The following is a 16,649-nucleotide window of genomic DNA, read 5'->3' on the forward strand; positions in this document are numbered from 1 at the left end:
GTTCGCCAGTCTAGGGGATGCGCTGGTCGTGCCTGGACTACGGTGGGGTGATGTCCCGCACGCTGGTGATCAAGCTGACCGCAGGTGCCGAAGAACCCGAACGCGCGAACCAGGCCTTCACCGTGGCCGCCACCGCTGTAGCCGCCGGAGCCACGGTGTCTCTGTGGCTCACGGGCGAGGCGGTCTGGTTCGCCGTACCGGGCCGGGCCGAGTCCTTCGAACTCCCCCACGCAGCACCCCTCGCAGACCTCGTCGCCGCCGTCCTCGCCGGCGGCCAACTAACCGCCTGCACCCAATGCGCCAAACGCCGAAACCTGACCGAGTCCGACCTACTCCCCGGCACCCGCATAGCCGGCGCCCCGGCCTTCACCGAAGAAATCCTCACCGCCAACGCCCAAGCAATCGTCTACTGATGACCTGGGCGAGGCCCCGTCCGCTAGAACTTCCTGTCACTCTCGGGAGCGTTCGGGGCCGGAGCCTTCGTTGCCTCGGCCGCCGGTTCCTCGGGTGCTCGTGTCGCGGTGCTGGGCGCCTGCGGTGCGGCCGCCGTGGCCGGCTGCGACCGCGGGCTCGCCGGAGCGCTGGGTCGCGCCGTTCGCCGGGGCGTGACCGTTCTGGGTGGCCGCTCGAAGCTTCTCGATCTCGGCATTCGACATCCCGTTGCGGCCGTTCTGACCGGCAGCCTGCGCGTCCTGACCGTTGACCTGCCCGTTCTGGCCGGTGGTCTGCCCGTCCTGGCCGTTCGCCGACTGGTTCCGCTCCCGATCCGCGGCGAGTTGAGTCTCCACAGGATCCTGAGCTCGCGCCTGCTGGTTCTGCGCCGCAGCCTCAGCCGCTGCCCGCTGATCCCCAGCCGTGGGCAACGTCGGCTGCCCACCCGACTCCCCCTGCTCTTGCACTTCATGACCCTGCCGGCCGGTCTGCTGCCCGTCCTGCTCGACCCGCGGGCCGTCCTGGACTGCCTCCTGCTGGGCACGGTCCTGGTCGGGGTCGGTCTGCTCGCCCTCGAGTTGGGCCGACTGGCTCCGGTCAGCGCCGGTCGATTCCATCCCCGGTTCGATCGTGCCCGGTATGCCGTCAGGCCCAAGCGTTGTCTCCGGCCGCTGCCCACCGTCGGCATCCAGCCCTTCAGCTTCCGCCGCCGGCGGCTCCTGTCCAACCTCAGGTCCGTCCTGCTCAGAATCCGGCCCGTCCTGTACCGCGTCCGGTCCGTCCTGGGCGGGTCCGTCCAGTTGGTCAGCGCGTTGCTGGTCCGGCTCGTCGATCTCGGGTGTTGCGCCGTCCTGGTCGGCGACTGGGCTGTCCGCCTGGGACTCCTCCGCGAGCCGGTCCTCCTCGAGGCGGTCCTCCAGTTCGTCGGCGGCGACGACAGCCGCGGCACCCGCGGCGGCACCGGTGGCCGCGGCCGGGACTACGTCGGGACCGTCGCCCTCGCGGTTCTCCTCGGCCTGGCGGCGTTCGTCGGCCTGCTGGCGTTCCGCGTCCTGCTCGGCCCGGTTCTCCGCGCGCGCCTCGGCGGCGTCGTCCTTCCCGTTGCCATCGCCGTCGTTGAGCTGGTCCCGCTGCGCGTCTGCCTCGTCGCGCCGCTGGCCCGAGTCGTCGCGGCCGTCGTGGTCACGGTCAGTCCGATTGCGATCCTGCTCGTCCCGGTCCCGCCGCTCCGACGCGTCGTCCACATGGTCGCCGTCCAGATCGTTGAGGTCCCGGTCCGGCTCGTTGGGATCCCGGTCCCGGTCGTTCGGGTCGAGCTCGGGGTCCAGGACCGGGTCGCGGTCGGCCTCGTTGTCCTGCCGGTCGCGCTCCTCCTGGATCCGCTGCGCCTCCCGCTCGTACACCTGCTGGCGCTGCTCGGGGGTCAGCTGATCCGCGATCGATCCGGCCTCGCGGTCCTGTTGCACCAGGTCGCGGAGCTCCTCGATCAGCGAGCGCAGCTCCCGCTCACGGGACAGGCCCTGGCCCTGCTGCCGGCGCTGCATCAGCCGGCTGGCGATCCTGTGCATGATCCGGTACAGGTCCCTCAGCAGATCGTCCTCGATCGCCATCAGGCCACCTCGCTCGCATAGACGGAGTACCCGAACCCGGCGGCGACGGTGGCCGCATCCGGTTCGGGCTGAGTCGCGTACAGGTGTATCTCGGCGCCCGGCCGCAGCCAGACCGCCAGGTGACGGCGGCGGCCGCGCCACTCGCCGGGAATCCGCGGGTCGTTGCCCGGGCCAACGAACACCGGGTCGCCCCAGTGCCGCCGGGCCAGCTCCAGCTGCCCCGGCCAGTGCTCGTCCAGCCCGTCCTCGGCGTCGGGGATCTCGTCCGGCGCGATCTCGTACGCCGACCAGCCGCTGCGGGGGCTCTCCGGCAGTACGGCGTCGGGCAGCACCAGCATCACGGTCTGGCGCGGGGTCACCAGACCCCAGGTGTAGCGGGTCGGGTCGATGTTGCCGGGGGCCCAGGGTCGCCAGCCGGTGGCCGCGGTGACGCGTGACACCAGGGCGCGGATCGCGTCCAGACCGGTCTCCGGGGGACCCCAGACACGCTTCCAGTCGGACACCTCCGCGAGGTCGGCCATAGCGCGCTCGTCATCGTCCGACAACCGCTGCTGCGTCCTCACCTGAGCCTCTCCTCTCCCTCGAACCCACCCAGCCTAAGGGGACGAGGTACCAACTGCCCTCCGACGCAACTCTCCACCCCTCCGGATCCCCTGATCCCACCCGGACCCCGGACGAAGTACAGGTGAACAGCAGCTTCCTGCAATGTCAGTCAGCCTGGATAGGCCGCCCGGGTGGTTGAAAGTCGTCGGGTTGCAAGCGTTGGAGCCCCGCTGTGAGGGACCCGTAAGGGATCTGACCAGGCGTTCGCGAGCAGTAAGCGGTGGGAGCCCTTCCGGCGGCCGATCGCGGGTTGTGATGGACACATGAAGCTGCCGGAGCTACCGACGGAGAAGGCGTTCCCCTCGCCGTTGCATCACCCGCGGGTCGCGACCGTGATCGGGCGGTGGTTGGGGGTCGCGGTGACGATCTGCTTCCTCACCGGGCTGTTCAGCCACTTCCAGCAGGCGACGCCGGGCTGGCTCGTCATCCCGAGCCGGCCGGCCTCGCTCTATCGGGTCACGCAAGGCCTCCATGTACTGACCGGGATCATCTCCGTACCGCTGCTGCTGGCGAAGCTCTGGACGGTCTACCCGAAGTTGTTCGCAAAGCTTCCGTGGCCGCCCAGCCGGAAGGCCCTGGGCGCGGTCTTCGAGCGCCTGTCGATCGCCGTGCTGGTGGCGGCGTTGGCGCTCGAACTCTTCATCGGCTTCCTCAACACGCTGCAGTGGTACCCCTGGCCGTTCCCCTTCAAGGAAACGCACTACGCGCTGGCGTGGATCATCGTCGGTGCCCTGCTGGTACACCTCGCGGTCAAGCTGCCACTGATCATCGCGAACTGGCGGAGGACACCAGCAGACCGTACTCCGGTCCCGGCGCCGGTCGAATCATTGCCGCCAGCAATCACCGGGTTGAGCCGCCGCGGGCTGTTCCGTACGGTCGCCGGCGCGGCAGCCCTGGTGGGAATCACCTCAGTCGGCCAGTCGGTATCCGCGTTCGGGCCGATCGCAGTACTGGCGCCACGCAAGCCCAACGTCGGCCCGCAAGGGCTTCCGGTCAACCGCACTGCTCGAGACGCCGGGGTCGTCATGGTCGCGGCGGACTGGCGCTTCACTATTACGGGCCCGGAGCAACTGTCTTACTCACTCGATGAGCTGCGCGCCTTGCCACAGAGCCGGTCCGACTTGCCGATCGCCTGTGTCGAGGGCTGGAGCCAGGGTGCTCGGTGGGAGGGCATACGGATCAAGGATTTGCTGAAGCTCTGTGGCGCTCCCGAGGGATCGAGCCTGAGGGTGGTCTCGATGGAGAAGGGCGGCTTCTACGCCACCAGCGAGCTTCCTCCGCAGTTCGCGGAAGATCCCCTCACCCTGCTCGCCTTGCGCCTGAACGGGACCGACCTCGACCTGGACCACGGCTTCCCGGCCCGCATCATCGCCCCCAACAGACCCGGCGTCCTCCAAACCAAATGGGTCCACCGGCTGGAGGTCCTCACATGACTTGGCCACCGATCGGGCAGCGGTGGAGCCGACTCAGCGCGACCATCGCCGTGCGGACCGGGCTGGCGGTGGTGGGTGTTGGGGTCGGGTTGTGGGGGCTGAGGTTGTTGCTGCAGTCACTCAGTGTGGATGCGTTGATCCGGTTGCCGTTGTGGCTTGCCGGCGCCGTGATCGCGGACGACTTCCTCCTTGTCCCGCTGACCATCAGCGTCGGCTGGATGCTGACGCGTTGGTCGATCGGGCCGGGCCACCACCGCACGGTGACGACCGTGCGCACGACCCTGCTGTACGCCGGGATCACCACGCTGGTGGCGATTCCCCTGCTGCTCCGGCAGGGCAAGGGCGTCAACCCGACGGTGCTGCCGCGGAACTACCTGCGCGACTGGTTGTTGCTCGAGGCCACGATCGTGCTGGTCGGCGTACTGGTGGCGGTGCTTCAGGGGCGGCGCTTGACGTTCAGGAGGTCGCGGGCCTCGTCCGGGGACATCGGCGGGCGCTGAGCCAGGGTCGCCAGCGTGGCGGCGCGCTCGATGAGCTCCGAGTTGTGGGTGACGGGCCGGCCCTTGGCGAGGGTGAGCGTGTCCTCCATACCGACGCGGAGGTGGCCGCCCTTCGACAATGCGGCCAGCGCCACCGGGAGGGTGGTCCGGCCGACACCCGTCGCCGACCAGGAAGTCACGCCGGCCGGCAGTCCGTTGACCGCGGCAACCAAGGCGTCCGTAGTACCGGGCATGCCGCCGGGGACGCCCATCACCAGGTCGCAGTGCACCTTGCCGCCGTACGGGAGGCCGAACTTGTCGAGCAACCGGTTCAGCGCGGCGACGTGGCCGAGGTCGAACAGCTCGAACTCCGGGACCACCTCCCGCTCCTGGGTGAGCTGGTAGAGCTCGGTCACGAAGGGCCAGGGGTTCATGAAGACGTCGTCACCGAAGTTGACCGTGCCCATCGTCAGGGAGCAGGAGTCCGGCGCCGCGTCGAGGACCTTGAGGCGGTGCTCGAACGGGTCGGTCACGGCGCCGCCGGTGGACAGCTGCACGATCAGGGCGGTGTTCTCCCGGACCGCGGTCACGGTGTCGGTCAGCCGGCCGAGGTCCAGCGTCGGCCGGTGGTCCGCGTCGCGGATGTGGATGTGGATCATCGCGGCCCCGGCAGCCTCGCACCGCTTGGCCGTCTCCACCAGCTCCTCGAGCGTGGTCGGCAACGCCGGACAGTCCGCCTTGGTGGTCTCGGCACCGGTGGGGGCAACAGTGATCAACGTCGACATCATGAACGAATCGTGCCAGATCCGGGCACCGGACGGGACATTTGCCCGTGGCCGGGCCCGAAAACCGGACGATCTACCGCTGGCTTCCCCCGCGACGAAGTCGGCCGATCAGGTGCGCCGTCGCCGCCAACACTGCCAGCCCGAGCCGATCAACCGGCTGTCCGACGCGTCCTCGGTGGCGAACTCTGCCGCCCCGGCGCGCCGTACCTTGAGCGGGTCGGCCACGACGTACTCGACCTGGACCGGCTCGCCCGGGCCGGGCACGCGGGCCTCCACCTCGTCAGCCCGCATCGAGCCGGTCAGCGCCTCGCCGTCGACCGGGTACCGCACGACGAGTTCGCGATGGCCGAACCCCCACCGCGGCTCGTCGTACCGGAGCAGCTCGCCCGCGACGGCCACCTTGTCACCGGAGTACTTGCGCTCGAGCACGGACGTGAGGGTGGCGTCGCCGAAGAAGAACATCACCATCAGGACGAAGAACCAGGCCACGGCGGCCGGCACGAGCGGGTTGCTTCGCCGGCGGCGGCCGTCGGCTCGTACGGGCCTCTCGGCGTTGACTGGTCGGGTCGACGGGACCGCCTCCGCGACGCCCGGGATCGTCCGGGGTGGGCGGCCGACGATCCAGAGGACGACCAGGAGGAGCCCGGAGTAGACCGCCCAGGCGGTGACCACGCCGAAGCCTGCGATTGCTCCGCCCCAGAAGAAGTCCTCGGCGGAGGATCCGCTGATGACGGCGAGCAGCGCGCCGACGCCGCCAGCGGCCGCCGCGACCGAGAACAGGCCGAGGATGAACACCACCGGAACCGAGCCACCGTTCGCGTCGCCGCGCAGATAGATCCGGCAAGGGCCGACGAGGAACAGCCATCGGAGCAGGCGGCGCACACAACGAGCATGGCAGGTTGGCAGACTGGGCGCATGAGAGCAGTGCTGCAGCGTGTCAAGCGGGCGTCGGTGGTGGTCGAGGGCGACGTCGTCGGGGCGATCGATGAGCCTGGGCTGGTGGTGTTGGTGGGCGTGACGCATGACGACACGGCCGAGAAGGCGGCGGCGCTGGCGTCGAAGATCTGGACGCTGCGGATCCTGCGCGACGAGCGGTCGTGCGCCGACGAGCACGCGCCGATCCTGGCGATCAGTCAGTTCACGCTGTATGCCGATACCCGGAAGGGCCGGAGGCCGTCGTGGAGTGCCGCTGCGCCTGCTTCTGTGTCGGAGCCTTTGTACGAGGCGTTCTGCGCCGCCCTGGAGTCCCTCGGCGCCAAGGTAGAACGAGGCCGCTTCGGCGCCGACATGGAAGTAACCCTGACCAACGACGGCCCGGTCACTTTGATCCTGGACGTTTGATCGCTTGTACTCCGGACCACCCGGTGACCCGCCGCGCGCTGGTGCAGGTAGCTTCCATCCGGGTCGCAGGTCCTTCCATCTGTTGGGCGGATGAAAGCAGCTGTTCAGGCGGTCTTGCAGTGTTGGGGAAATGAGCGGACCCCCGGCTCGGATCTGGCGATCCGGGACGGAGGTCCGGGGGCCTGGCTGAATCGGTGAGGTTCGGCTCAGCGAGGATGTGGTGTCGGCTGGATCAGCCGATCACTCCGGCGGCCGAGTGGCCGACGATGACCTTGGTGTTCAGGCCGTAGACGTCGATCACCAGGGCGTTGACCGAGATGTACCGCTTCTGACGCAGGACCTGGTTGAAGGTCAGCTTGGCGATGCCGGGGATGTCCAGGGTGGTGTTCGGCTTGTTCGGCATGATGTAGACCTTGTTGCCGACCTTGACCGAGACGACGCTGGAGGTGGAGTCGAGGCCGACCTTGCCGTCCTTGGTCTTCCACGCCGAGGCGGAGGACTCGATCGCGCCGATGGACAGGTTGCCCACCTTCACGCCGGCGACGTGCGAGGTGAAGTTCACGGCGGACTTCTCGGTGCCCATGGCGCCGTTCTTGGTGGTGTACACCGCGCCCACGTAGGCGACCTTCGGGATGCTGACCTCGGCGACCGCGTTCCGGATCGTCTTGCCTTCCGTGCCCTGGCAGGTGGACTGGTAGGAAGTCGGACCGGAGGTGACCAGCTTGTCGACGTTCGCCTTGGTGCCGTACGCGTCACCGATCACCATCGCGGTGGCCGGCTTGGTGATCTCCGCGCGGGTCTTCAGCACCGCGACGTCGACACCCTGCGGGACGTAGCGGTTCTTCACGTTCGCGTGCACCACGACGGCCTGCGCGTACGAGTAGATGCCGGTGTTGGTCTTCACGCCTCCGACGCGGTTCAGCACGATGTAGCCGAGGCCCGGGACGGCGACCTTGGTGTTCGGGCCCGGCTTGACCAGCGACGGGACCGACACGGCGCCGATCTTCACCGCGGCGAAGGTGGTGCTGCCGGTGTAGGACAGCTGGCCGTTCTGGTAGACCGCGGTGGTCGTGGTCTTCGCGCCGGTCAGCGTGAGCAGCGAGCCGATCTTGATGTCGACGGCGGTCGCGTTGCTGGTGACACCGTTACCGCGCTTGTCGTTGAACGAGTGCGTGCCGGTGGTGACCGACCGGGCGATCGCCTGGTCGTTGACGTTCGCGGTGGCCAGGTCGTTGTGGTCCGACCGGTTCGAGTCCGTGGTGCAGGCGATCTGGCTGACGACCTGCGGGCCGCTCTTCGCGAGCCCGGTCTGGACGTCGGTGCCGAACGCGTAACCGCTGTAGCCGAATACCGGCGCGGCGGACGCCGAACCCGAGGTCAGCGCGATCGTAGAAGCTACGCCGACAACCGCCGCAACTCCGACGGCAGCGAGCTTCTTGTATCCGATGGGGGGTCTCATGACCCCTCCTCCCTGAGTGATGACGTGACCCTAGTGAGCGGGCCAGGACACAGACACAACTCAGCCGGTTGCAGTAGGTAACGAGAAGGTGCCGCTCCGGGATCAGACCGTTACATAACGGCCCCATGCCGTGAGAAACACGGTCTTGCGCGTAACTCGCCGCCGTGAGATTCAGGCCATCCCGATTGACTGACGGAACAACGAAACCCCTGCGCCGTAAAGGAAATCGACACAGGGGGGTGACAAAACCGAAGGGCCCGACGCGCAAGCTCCGGGCCCTTCGGGGTAGTCCAGCCGGTCGATCAGACGGCGACGGCGACCTCGGCCACCTCGCCGTACTGCGCCACCACCTGCCGGTCCACCGGCTCCGCCTTCGGGGCGAGGGTGCGCAGCGTCCAGCTCCCCGGCGCCGCGAAGAACCGGAAGTGACCGGTCGCCGAGGTCGGCACCTCGGCCGTGAACTCACCAGTGGAGTCCAGCAGCCGCACGTAGGCGCCGCCGACCGGCTCCTCGCCGCGCAGTACCTGGCCCTGGATCACGGCTTCCTTGTCGATGTCGACGCCCTTGAGGTCAAGGCCGCCCTTCTTCGCTCCGCACATGGTCAGGCCTTCCCGGGCTCGTCGCCGAGGGCAACCGGTACGCCGACCAGCGAGCCCCACTCGGTCCAGGAGCCGTCGTAGTTCTTGACGTTCGGCTGGCCCAGGATCTCGTGCAGCACGAACCAGCTGTGCGCCGAGCGCTCGCCGATCCGGCAGTACGCGATGGTGTCCTTGCCGAAGTCCACGCCGGCGTCGGCGTACAGGGTCTTCAGCTCGTCGTCGGAGCGGAAGGTGCCGTCGTCGTTGGCCGCCTTGCTCCACGGGATGCTGGCCGCGGTCGGGATGTGGCCCGCGCGCTGCGCCTGCTCCTGCGGGAGGTGAGCCGGGGCGAGCAGCCGGCCGGCGTACTCGTCGGGGCTGCGCACGTCGACCAGGTTCTTCACGCCGATGGCCTGCTCGACCTCGTCGCGGAAGGCGCGGATGCTCTTGTCCTGCTCCTTGGCCTGGTACTGCGTGGCCTCGCGCTTGACGACGTCGTCGGTCAGCTCGCGGCTGTCCAGCTCCCAGCGCTTGCGGCCGCCGTCGAGCAGGCGGACGTCACCGTGGCCGTAGAGCTTGAAGTACCAGTACGCGTAGGCCGCGAACCAGTTGTTGTTGCCGCCGTAGAGCACGACGGTGTCGTCGGTCGACACCCCGCGATCGGACAGCAGCGCCTCGAACTGTGCCTTGTTGACGAAGTCGCGGCGGACATGGTCCTGGAGGTCGTCCTTCCAGTCCAGCTTGATCGCACCGGCGATGTGGCCGGCGTCGTACGCCGAGACGTCCTCGTCGACCTCGATCAGGACGACGTTGGCGTCATTCTTGTGCTCCTCGACCCAGTCGGCCGAGACGAGAGCGGATTCCCTGCTCATGGATGCTGCTCCTCAGGTGGTAGTAGCGGTGTTTGGCGTACGAATGCGGTGGATCAGCAGATAGGCCTCGCAACCGAGGCAGAGCCCGACCGCGGCGTTCACGAACGCGGCGACCAGGGCGAATCCGGTGGCGACCACGCCGAGCACCTCGACGCCGGCCAGGTAGCCGATCAGGCCGAGCACGGCGAAGACCAGCCCGACGAGCTGGGCGAACCGTGGCGGCGCGGCGTCCTCGAGTTCCTGCGGCGGACCGAGCCGGGGCCGGATCACCCGCTTGAAGAACTGCCCGTACGGCGACGCCTGGACGCCGAACGCGACCGAGATCGCGAAGACGACGGCCTGGATCGCCAGCGGCCACGGACTGTTCAGCACGAGAGTCAGTGCGAGGACCACCGTCGTGACGGCCGCGGCGAAGCGCAGACCGCGGGGGTCGACCTGGGGTTGTACTGCCGCCTGACTGGACATGACCACTCCCGGAAGGAGGTGGATCGAGCGGCCCGCCCGAAGGCTGCGGGAGGCGACGTACTGGGAACCGTGCTCAGCTTCCGGTTCCGGAGCGCTCGGGACGCCGCCTGGTCAGTGGGTACGACACAGGGACGAGCGCATGCGGCAGTTGTCCACCGCGCGGCGCTTGGTCAGCAAGGTCGTGTACTCCACGTCCAAGAGACTACGGAAGCGGCCCTGCCCGGCCAGCTTTTGTCCCAACTATTGAGACAATTGATCACATTCCGGACATCGGAGGCCGAGACGGTACTACGGGCCGGGAGGCGGGCCGCCGCGGTCAGGTGCCGGTGGGCTGTTGCGGTCAGGTGCGGTGGGCTAGCGGCGGGGCTGTTGCGGGCCGACGACCACGTTGGTGCCGGCAACCTTGTCGTGCAAGGCCTGCTTCTTGTCGTCCCACAGCGGCCAGAGGTCGTTGATCAGGGCCAGGAAGCTGAACAAGGTGCCGACCAGCGGGATGATGCCCAGCAGGCTGAGCCCGTTGTAGAGGCTGAAACGCTTCACCACGGCCTCACCCGGCGGCGGCCCGGGGACGTCGCGCAGGCGGATGCTGATCCCGACCGCCTTCTTGCCCGGCGTCGCACCGCTGCGGGTGACGAAGAAGTACTCGTAGAAGAAGCTGATCACCAGGCTGATCACCATCGCCGGAAGCAGCCACTGGTAGGCCTCCCACGGCAGCCCGGTGCCGAACTGGGTCTCGCCGGCCGCCGCCTGCTCGAAGATGTCATCCTGGTAGTCCACCGCGACCTGGAAGTACTGGTAGAAGAAGTAGCCGGTCAGCGGCAGCGTGCAGAAGAACAGGATCAGGCCGTCCAGGACCCGGGCCAGGACGCGCTTCCACCAGCCGGCCAGCGGCTGGCCGTCCGGGGTCGACTTCACGGTCGGCGCGTAGCCGAAGCCCTGCTGGCCGTGCGGCTGCGGACCGTAGCCCTGCCGCCCCATCCCCGGCTGCCCGAGCCCCTGGCCGTAGCCCTGCTGACCGTAACCCTGCTGGCCGTAGCCCTGCTGGCCCGGCTGGGCATAGCCCGGCTGGCCGTAGGTCTGCTGACCTTGCTGTTGACCCTGCTGGCCTTGCTGACCGTACTGGCCTTGCTGCGCTTGCTGGCCGAAGGCGGGGCGGCCCGGCGGCGGGTACGGCGGGGGGCCTTCGCGCGGGCGGCGGTAGTCCGTCCAGAAGCCGCCGTCCCAGTATCTCTGCTGGGCGGAGTCCTGCGGATCGTCGTACCAACCAGCCGGGAAGCTCATGGCCAAAGCATCACTTAGAGACAGTCCACTTCGCTATTCGGGTCAGCGCGGTGTTGTTTGAGCTGGACGCTCAGTGCGGCTGACGGTCGACGGCGGCACCGAGGGCGGCGATCACGTCGGGCTTGCGTGGCTGCCCGCTGGCGCGGGTGACGATCGCGCCGGTCGCGTCGAGCACCAGCACGGTCGGCGTACGGAGGATGTCGAGGCGGCGGACCAGGTCCAGGTGGGACTCGGCGTCGAGCTCGACGTGGCGGACGCCCTCGACCATCGACTCGACCTCGGCCAGCGTCCGGCGGGTGGCGCGGCACGGTGCGCAGAAGGCAGAGGAGAACTGCAGCAGCGTCGCCCGCTCACCGAGCTCCTCGCCGATGTCGCCGGCGGTCAGTCGCTCGGCGTCGTCGTCGTGGTCCGCCGTGCCGCGGGCCGCCCCGACGTGCTCTGTCCCGACCTGCGCTGCCCCGACCTGCGCTGCCTGGTCGGGTGTCGCCTGGGTGGCCGTTTCCTGCACTTCGGCCCTCCCGGCCACCTTCACCGGGCGAGTCCCCCGGAATCGTCCGTCGAACCGGGACTTGAACACGCTGAGCGCGACGCCGATGACAACGGCGCCGATCAGCACAATGATCCCGGGGCTCATGACAATCCAGAGTACGTCGGTGTGGAATGCGCTCAAACGCTCGTTCAATCCTTGGACCGGGCACTACCGCGTTGTACGGTCCGAGCACCTCGTTCCCTCGCCCCAGGGAGTCACCGTGCGTCGTCTGCCGGTCCTGCTCGCCGCGTCCTCATCGTTCTCCCCGCCGCCCCGCCGACGTGCGCGGTACAACCTGCTCCGAATCCAGCACCCGCTGCGCAGGCCTGCCCCGGCTACGGCGAGGCGACCACCGGGAACAACACGGGCGGCCAGTGCTCCCAGCCGTCGACGATCGACCTCATCTTCGTCCGCAAGGACCGCCTGGCCGGCAGCTACACCAGCGACTCCCTGGCCATCTCCCAAGCCTGCAACGGCCCCTGCTCCGACCACCGCATCATCACCGGTACCGCCACGGTCACCTTCCAGCCCGCGCGCGGCGTCCGGGTCATCGGTCGGATTGAATGGAGGCCATGGAGAGCGGCTTGGTGGTGCGGTCGGGGGTGGTCATCCCGGAGGTCGAGCTGGGGTGGCGGTTCTCGCGGTCCAGTGGGCCGGGCGGCCAGTCGGTGAACACGACCGACAGCCGGGTGGAGCTCAGCTTCGACGTGGCGGGCACCACAGCATTCAACGAAGTACTGCGGGAGCGGGCGCTCGAGCGGCTCTCCTCGCGACTGGTGGACGGGGTGCTGACGGTGACGGCCTCCGAGCAGCGGTCGCAGTGGCGGAACCGGGAGGCGGCACGGACGCGGCTGGCGTCAATCCTTCGCGATGCGATCGCGGCGCCGCCCCGGAAACGGCGCCCGACCAGGCCGAGCAAGAACGCGGTACGGCGGCGGCTGGACGAGAAGAAGCGCCGAGGCGAGACCAAACGCCTCCGCGGCCGCCCCACCGACTGACCCACCGAGTTGCCCAAGGCCACGGAATTGCCGCACCCGCGGGCCGCCGGGCGGTTCGGGGTACGAGTGGTCAGCCGCCGGCGAAGGGTGGGAGGGCGTCGACCAGGGCGCCTTCGCGGAGGGGCGCGTCGGCCTCGACGCGCTCGCCGTCGAGGAGGAAGGTGCAGATGCCCAGCACCCGGGCCAGCTCGGGGCGGCCGTCCGAAACGGTGCCGACGAGGTCCTTGATCGACACGGCCTCAGCGATCGAGGTGGACTCACCGGCCGCGGCGCGTGCGGCGGCAAAGTACCTGATGGTCACTTCCGGCATGTGGGTGCAGCCTCACTAGTTGATTAAGTCTTCCGCTATTATGTCAGCTTGCTGTTGCTTACCAGTGTGACCTCGGGCCCCCGGCAATGACGCCGACGGGGCCTGACGTGCATAAGGACCGGGTCACCCATCAGGGATCCGACGACCAGCACAAGGAGACAGCATGAGCACCCTGCTTCTGCTGACCAACGCGCTGCAGGCTTCCACAGAGGTCCTGCCGTCGCTCGCCCTGCTGCCGCACCAGATCCGCATCCTTCCCGCCGAGGTCGCCGCGCTCGTCGACGCCCCCGACGCCGACGCCGTGCTGCTGGACGCCCGGCGCGACCTGGTCAACGTCCGCGGGGCGTCGCGGCTGATCCGGACCACCGGCATCGACGTTCCGCTGATCCTGGTCGTCACCGAGGGCGGTCTGACCGCGGTGAACGCCGACTGGGGCGCGGACGACGTCCTGCTCGACACCGCCGGCCCGGCCGAGATCGAGGCCCGGCTGCGGCTGGTGATCGGCCGCCTCGCCGCCGCCCGCAACGAGGACCCCGACACCTCGCTGATCCGCAGCGGTGACGTGGTGATCGACGAGGCCTCGTACACGGCCAAGCTGAACGGCCGCGCCCTCGACCTCACCTACAAGGAGTTCGAGCTGTTCAAGTTCCTCGCGCAGCACCCGGGCCGGGTGTTCACCCGCGAGCAACTCCTCCAGGAGGTCTGGGGCTACGACTACTTCGGGGGCACCCGGACGGTTGACGTCCACGTCCGCCGCCTCCGCGCCAAGCTGGGCCCCGAGCACGAATCCCTGATCGGCACCGTCCGCAACGTCGGCTACCGCTTCGTCATCCCACCCGCCAGCCAACGCGAAACCGCCGACGCCACCGTCTGAGGTCCACGGTCCATCCTCCGCGGTCCACTGTCTGAGCGCGGCCAACCGCGCACGGGGAAAGAACCCCCGCCACCTGAGCATCACCTGAGGAAGGCCGCCCGGCGTCTGAGGCTCTGCCGCACACGCGGAGGCGGATCAGGTGCACCCGGAAGGCGGTCCACCGCTCTCCTCGTGAGGCTCGTGGTGCCTGTGCTTCGCAGGGGATTTCGCGGGGTGCCGGCAATCTTGTGCGACTTGGACCAGAGCGTATTTCTGCTGCTACCGTGCGTATTCGGTCTTTTTTCACGGAAGGTGACCGATGGCGCACCTTGCTCCGACTTCGCACCGTCGCGGTGCCCACGCTTCGCATCGCAGCGACCGCATCGACGGACCCATCCAGACCACGACCTGGCTCGGCCTGACCTTCGCGCTGATCGTCGGCCTGGTCCTGACCGGCCGCTCCCACGTCGGCGTCCGCGCCGCCGGGATCACCCTGCTGATCATGCTGCTCCCACTCACCGTCGCGGTCTTCGGCACGGCAGTACGCCGTGGCCTCGGCTCAGCCCGGGCAGCCGTGGCAACAGGAGCCGCACTCACCTTCGTCGTCCTGCGCTTCCTCCTCCACTAGCGCCCGCCCTGCGATTTCTTCGGCACCAGCGGTCATCCGGTTCGGCTTACTCCTGTGCACGCGAACGACCGGGCCGCTCCCCCGAAGGAGAGCGACCCGGACGCGGAGTGCGCAGTACCGGCCGGAGCCGTGTACGCCGTACCGAAGTACGGGTGGGACCTAGGAACCGATGCTGATCCGGTCCGTCGGGCCCGGGGTGTACGGGTCGTGCGCGGTCAGGTAGTTGGCGAAGGCGTCGATGTCGAGACCGCCGAAGAACTTGTCCGTCGCCGTGGTGAAGGCCGGGAAGCCGTCACCGCCGTCGGACAGGAAGTTGTTCGTGACGATCCGGTACGTCGTGCCGTCGACCAGCGGCTGACCCGCGATCTCGATCGAGCCGGCCACCACCTTGGCGCCCGGCGCGGCGGCCGGGTTCCAGGTGTAGGTGATGCCCGCGATCTGGAGCACCTTGTTCGCGGCCTGGTTCGCGCCGGAGAACTGCTGCTCGAGCAGAGCCTTGATCTGGGTGCCGGTCATGTCCATCGAGACCAGGAAGTTGTTGAACGGCTGGACGGTGAACGCCTGGCCGAACGTGACAGCCCCGCCGGTGGAGGCGAGGTCTGCCCGGATCCCGCCCGGGTTCATGAACGCCACGACCGGGGTCTTGCCGTTCGTGACGGTCGACGGGTCGGCCAGCTGCGCGTCAGCGATCAGGTTGCCCAGCGGGGACTCCTGCGAGTCGTCCGGCGTCCTCGACACCAACGGCGTGGTGATGTGGCCGATCACCTTGGACTCGATCGGCGCGACGAGGGTCTGGTACTTGGCGATCAGCTTGGTCAGCGCCGGGTCCTTCGGCACGTCCCGGGTGACGATCTTGTTGTTGGCCAGCGTGTTCAGCCGGTCGACGTCGTGGGTGGCGTTGTCGATGCTCAGCCGCACCTCGGTGAAGATCTTGCCGAACGAGGAGGCACTGGTGACCAGCCGCGGCTTGCCGGCCGGGTCGTTGATCGAGCAGTTGTAGGCCTGGTGGGTGTGACCGGAGATGATCGCGTCGATCGCCGGGTCGAGGTTCTTGGCGATGTCGGTGATCGGGCCGGAGATGCCCGGGCAGCTGTTGAACGCCCGTGGGTCGGACGGCAGACCACCCTCGTGCAGCAGCACCACGATCGACTGGATGCCCTGCTCCTTCAGCTTCGGCACCAACGCGTTGGCGGTCTCCACCTCGTCCTTGAAGGTGAGGCCCTCGACGCCGGCCTTGGTGACGATGTTCGGCGTCGCCTCCAGGGTCATGCCGATGAAGGCGATCTTCTGGCCGTTCTTGAACTTCTTCACCGTGTACGGGTCGAGCAGCGTGCGCTGGGTGTTCTCGAAGAACACGTTCGCCGACAGGTAGCCGAACTTGGCGCCCTCGAACTCGGCCTTCGGGTCCGGGCACGAGTTCTGGTTGTTCAGCCCGTCGCCGTCGTCCAGGCAGCCGCCGGTCTGCATCCGGAGCAGCTCGTGCCAGCCCTCGTCGAACTCGTGGTTGCCGACCGAGGTCGCGTCGAGGCCCATCACGTTCATCGCCTCGATGGTCGGCTCGTCGTGGAACGCGGCCGACAGCAGCGGCGACGCACCGATCAGGTCACCCGCGGCGACCGTGACGGACTCCTGCCCCTGCGCCTTGGCCGCGGCCCGCGCGAGCTCCAGGTGGGTCGCGAGGTACTCGGCGCCGCCGGCCGCCGTACCGTTGACGTTGCCGCCGGAACTGGTCGCCGGGTTGGGCGCCAGGTTGCCGTGGAAGTCGTTCAGCGCGAGCAGCTGGATCTGAGTGTGCGTCGGCGTGGGTTTCGCCGGCGCTGCCTGGGTCACGGTTCCCCCCGTGGCCAAGCCGAGTACTACGGCGGCACCGGCGGCCAGCAGGCCAACGGCCCGCGGTCTCCTCAGCCACGTCTTGTCTCGTCCTGTGAAGGCCATGTCTACTCCGTTGTAGTTTTCGGTCGCCGCTGGTGCGCGGTCCCGGCAAATTACCCTG

General features: G+C 68.6%; 19 protein-coding genes. 7 read left to right on the forward strand and 12 right to left on the reverse strand.

Annotation, left to right across the window (positions count from 1 at the left end):
* Positions 1-50: 50 nt before the first annotated feature.
* Complete coding sequence (locus tag EV644_RS16095) at positions 51-413, forward strand: DsrE family protein (protein ID WP_132189088.1); 363 nt, start codon at positions 51-53, stop codon at positions 411-413.
* A gap of 36 nt (positions 414-449) precedes the next feature.
* Here the strand turns inward: EV644_RS16095 and EV644_RS16100 are convergent, their stop codons facing one another.
* Positions 450-2,042 carry a hypothetical protein gene (locus EV644_RS16100; RefSeq protein ID WP_132189089.1) on the reverse strand — a complete coding sequence of 531 codons (1,593 nt, stop codon included), beginning with the start codon at positions 2,040-2,042 and terminating at the stop codon, positions 450-452.
* The gene (locus tag EV644_RS16105; RefSeq protein WP_241998216.1) at positions 2,042-2,605 is read right to left on the reverse strand and encodes a hypothetical protein; all 564 of its coding nucleotides are present in this window, start codon (positions 2,603-2,605) and stop codon (positions 2,042-2,044) included. Before EV644_RS16105 ends, EV644_RS16100 begins: the two co-directional genes overlap by 1 nt.
* A gap of 303 nt (positions 2,606-2,908) precedes the next feature.
* On the opposite strand from EV644_RS16105, the gene EV644_RS16110 reads away from it, so the two are divergent.
* Complete coding sequence (locus tag EV644_RS16110; protein ID WP_132189090.1) at positions 2,909-4,078, forward strand: molybdopterin-dependent oxidoreductase; 1,170 nt, start codon at positions 2,909-2,911, stop codon at positions 4,076-4,078.
* Positions 4,075-4,578 (forward strand): hypothetical protein, encoded by a 504-nt coding sequence (locus EV644_RS16115; RefSeq protein ID WP_132189091.1) that lies wholly within the window; start codon positions 4,075-4,077, stop codon positions 4,576-4,578. The genes EV644_RS16110 and EV644_RS16115 overlap by 4 nt, the downstream gene beginning before the upstream one ends.
* On the opposite strand, the gene EV644_RS16120 is transcribed toward EV644_RS16115, so the two are convergent.
* A complete protein-coding gene (locus EV644_RS16120) occupies positions 4,515-5,345 on the reverse strand; it encodes a beta-keto acid cleavage family enzyme (RefSeq protein WP_132189092.1) in 831 nt (276 codons plus the stop codon). The genes EV644_RS16115 and EV644_RS16120 overlap by 64 nt on opposite strands.
* A 105-nt stretch (positions 5,346-5,450) precedes the next feature.
* The gene (locus tag EV644_RS16125) at positions 5,451-6,224 is read right to left on the reverse strand and encodes a hypothetical protein (RefSeq protein ID WP_132189093.1); all 774 of its coding nucleotides are present in this window, start codon (positions 6,222-6,224) and stop codon (positions 5,451-5,453) included.
* A gap of 33 nt (positions 6,225-6,257) precedes the next feature.
* Between EV644_RS16125 and dtd the strand changes: the two genes are divergently transcribed.
* Entirely contained in the window at positions 6,258-6,683 is a 426-nt protein-coding gene (gene dtd, locus EV644_RS16130; protein ID WP_132189094.1) for a D-aminoacyl-tRNA deacylase, read from the forward strand.
* 232 nt (positions 6,684-6,915) lie between these two features.
* Here dtd and EV644_RS16135 read toward each other — a convergent pair whose 3' ends face one another.
* The 6 genes from EV644_RS16135 to EV644_RS16160 all read right to left on the reverse strand — a co-directional run bounded on the left by EV644_RS16135 (position 6,916) and on the right by EV644_RS16160 (position 11,972).
* Positions 6,916-8,142, reverse strand: coding sequence for a choice-of-anchor P family protein (locus EV644_RS16135; protein ID WP_132189095.1), 1,227 nt, complete (start codon positions 8,140-8,142; stop codon positions 6,916-6,918).
* Positions 8,143-8,444: 302 nt separating this feature from the next.
* A complete protein-coding gene (locus EV644_RS16140; RefSeq protein ID WP_132189096.1) occupies positions 8,445-8,741 on the reverse strand; it encodes a DUF1416 domain-containing protein in 297 nt (98 codons plus the stop codon).
* A gap of 2 nt (positions 8,742-8,743) precedes the next feature.
* Positions 8,744-9,592 carry a sulfurtransferase gene (locus EV644_RS16145; RefSeq protein ID WP_132189097.1) on the reverse strand — a complete coding sequence of 283 codons (849 nt, stop codon included), beginning with the start codon at positions 9,590-9,592 and terminating at the stop codon, positions 8,744-8,746.
* A gap of 12 nt (positions 9,593-9,604) precedes the next feature.
* Entirely contained in the window at positions 9,605-10,057 is a 453-nt protein-coding gene (locus EV644_RS16150; protein ID WP_132189098.1) for a DUF4395 domain-containing protein, read from the reverse strand.
* A gap of 354 nt (positions 10,058-10,411) precedes the next feature.
* A complete protein-coding gene (locus EV644_RS16155; RefSeq protein WP_132189099.1) occupies positions 10,412-11,338 on the reverse strand; it encodes an RDD family protein in 927 nt (308 codons plus the stop codon).
* Between the two features lie 70 nt (positions 11,339-11,408).
* Positions 11,409-11,972 carry a TlpA family protein disulfide reductase gene (locus tag EV644_RS16160; protein WP_241998218.1) on the reverse strand — a complete coding sequence of 188 codons (564 nt, stop codon included), beginning with the start codon at positions 11,970-11,972 and terminating at the stop codon, positions 11,409-11,411.
* Positions 11,973-12,439: 467 nt separating this feature from the next.
* Between EV644_RS16160 and arfB the strand changes: the two genes are divergently transcribed.
* A complete protein-coding gene (gene arfB, locus EV644_RS16170; protein WP_132189100.1) occupies positions 12,440-12,865 on the forward strand; it encodes an alternative ribosome rescue aminoacyl-tRNA hydrolase ArfB in 426 nt (141 codons plus the stop codon).
* A gap of 70 nt (positions 12,866-12,935) precedes the next feature.
* Here arfB and EV644_RS16175 read toward each other — a convergent pair whose 3' ends face one another.
* The gene (locus EV644_RS16175; protein ID WP_132189101.1) at positions 12,936-13,175 is read right to left on the reverse strand and encodes a MoaD/ThiS family protein; all 240 of its coding nucleotides are present in this window, start codon (positions 13,173-13,175) and stop codon (positions 12,936-12,938) included.
* A gap of 163 nt (positions 13,176-13,338) precedes the next feature.
* On the opposite strand from EV644_RS16175, the gene EV644_RS16180 reads away from it, so the two are divergent.
* Together EV644_RS16180 and EV644_RS16185 are read left to right on the forward strand one after the other, a co-directional pair.
* The gene (locus tag EV644_RS16180; RefSeq protein ID WP_132189102.1) at positions 13,339-14,049 is read left to right on the forward strand and encodes a response regulator transcription factor; all 711 of its coding nucleotides are present in this window, start codon (positions 13,339-13,341) and stop codon (positions 14,047-14,049) included.
* Between the two features lie 298 nt (positions 14,050-14,347).
* The gene (locus tag EV644_RS16185; protein ID WP_132189103.1) at positions 14,348-14,656 is read left to right on the forward strand and encodes a hypothetical protein; all 309 of its coding nucleotides are present in this window, start codon (positions 14,348-14,350) and stop codon (positions 14,654-14,656) included.
* Positions 14,657-14,815: 159 nt separating this feature from the next.
* Here EV644_RS16185 and EV644_RS16190 read toward each other — a convergent pair whose 3' ends face one another.
* A complete protein-coding gene (locus EV644_RS16190) occupies positions 14,816-16,591 on the reverse strand; it encodes a bifunctional metallophosphatase/5'-nucleotidase (protein WP_132189104.1) in 1,776 nt (591 codons plus the stop codon).
* Positions 16,592-16,649 lie beyond the last annotated feature (58 nt).

Origin of the sequence: Kribbella orskensis, assembly GCF_004342085.1 — a bacterium.
Classification (GTDB): domain Bacteria; phylum Actinomycetota; class Actinomycetes; order Propionibacteriales; family Kribbellaceae; genus Kribbella; species Kribbella orskensis.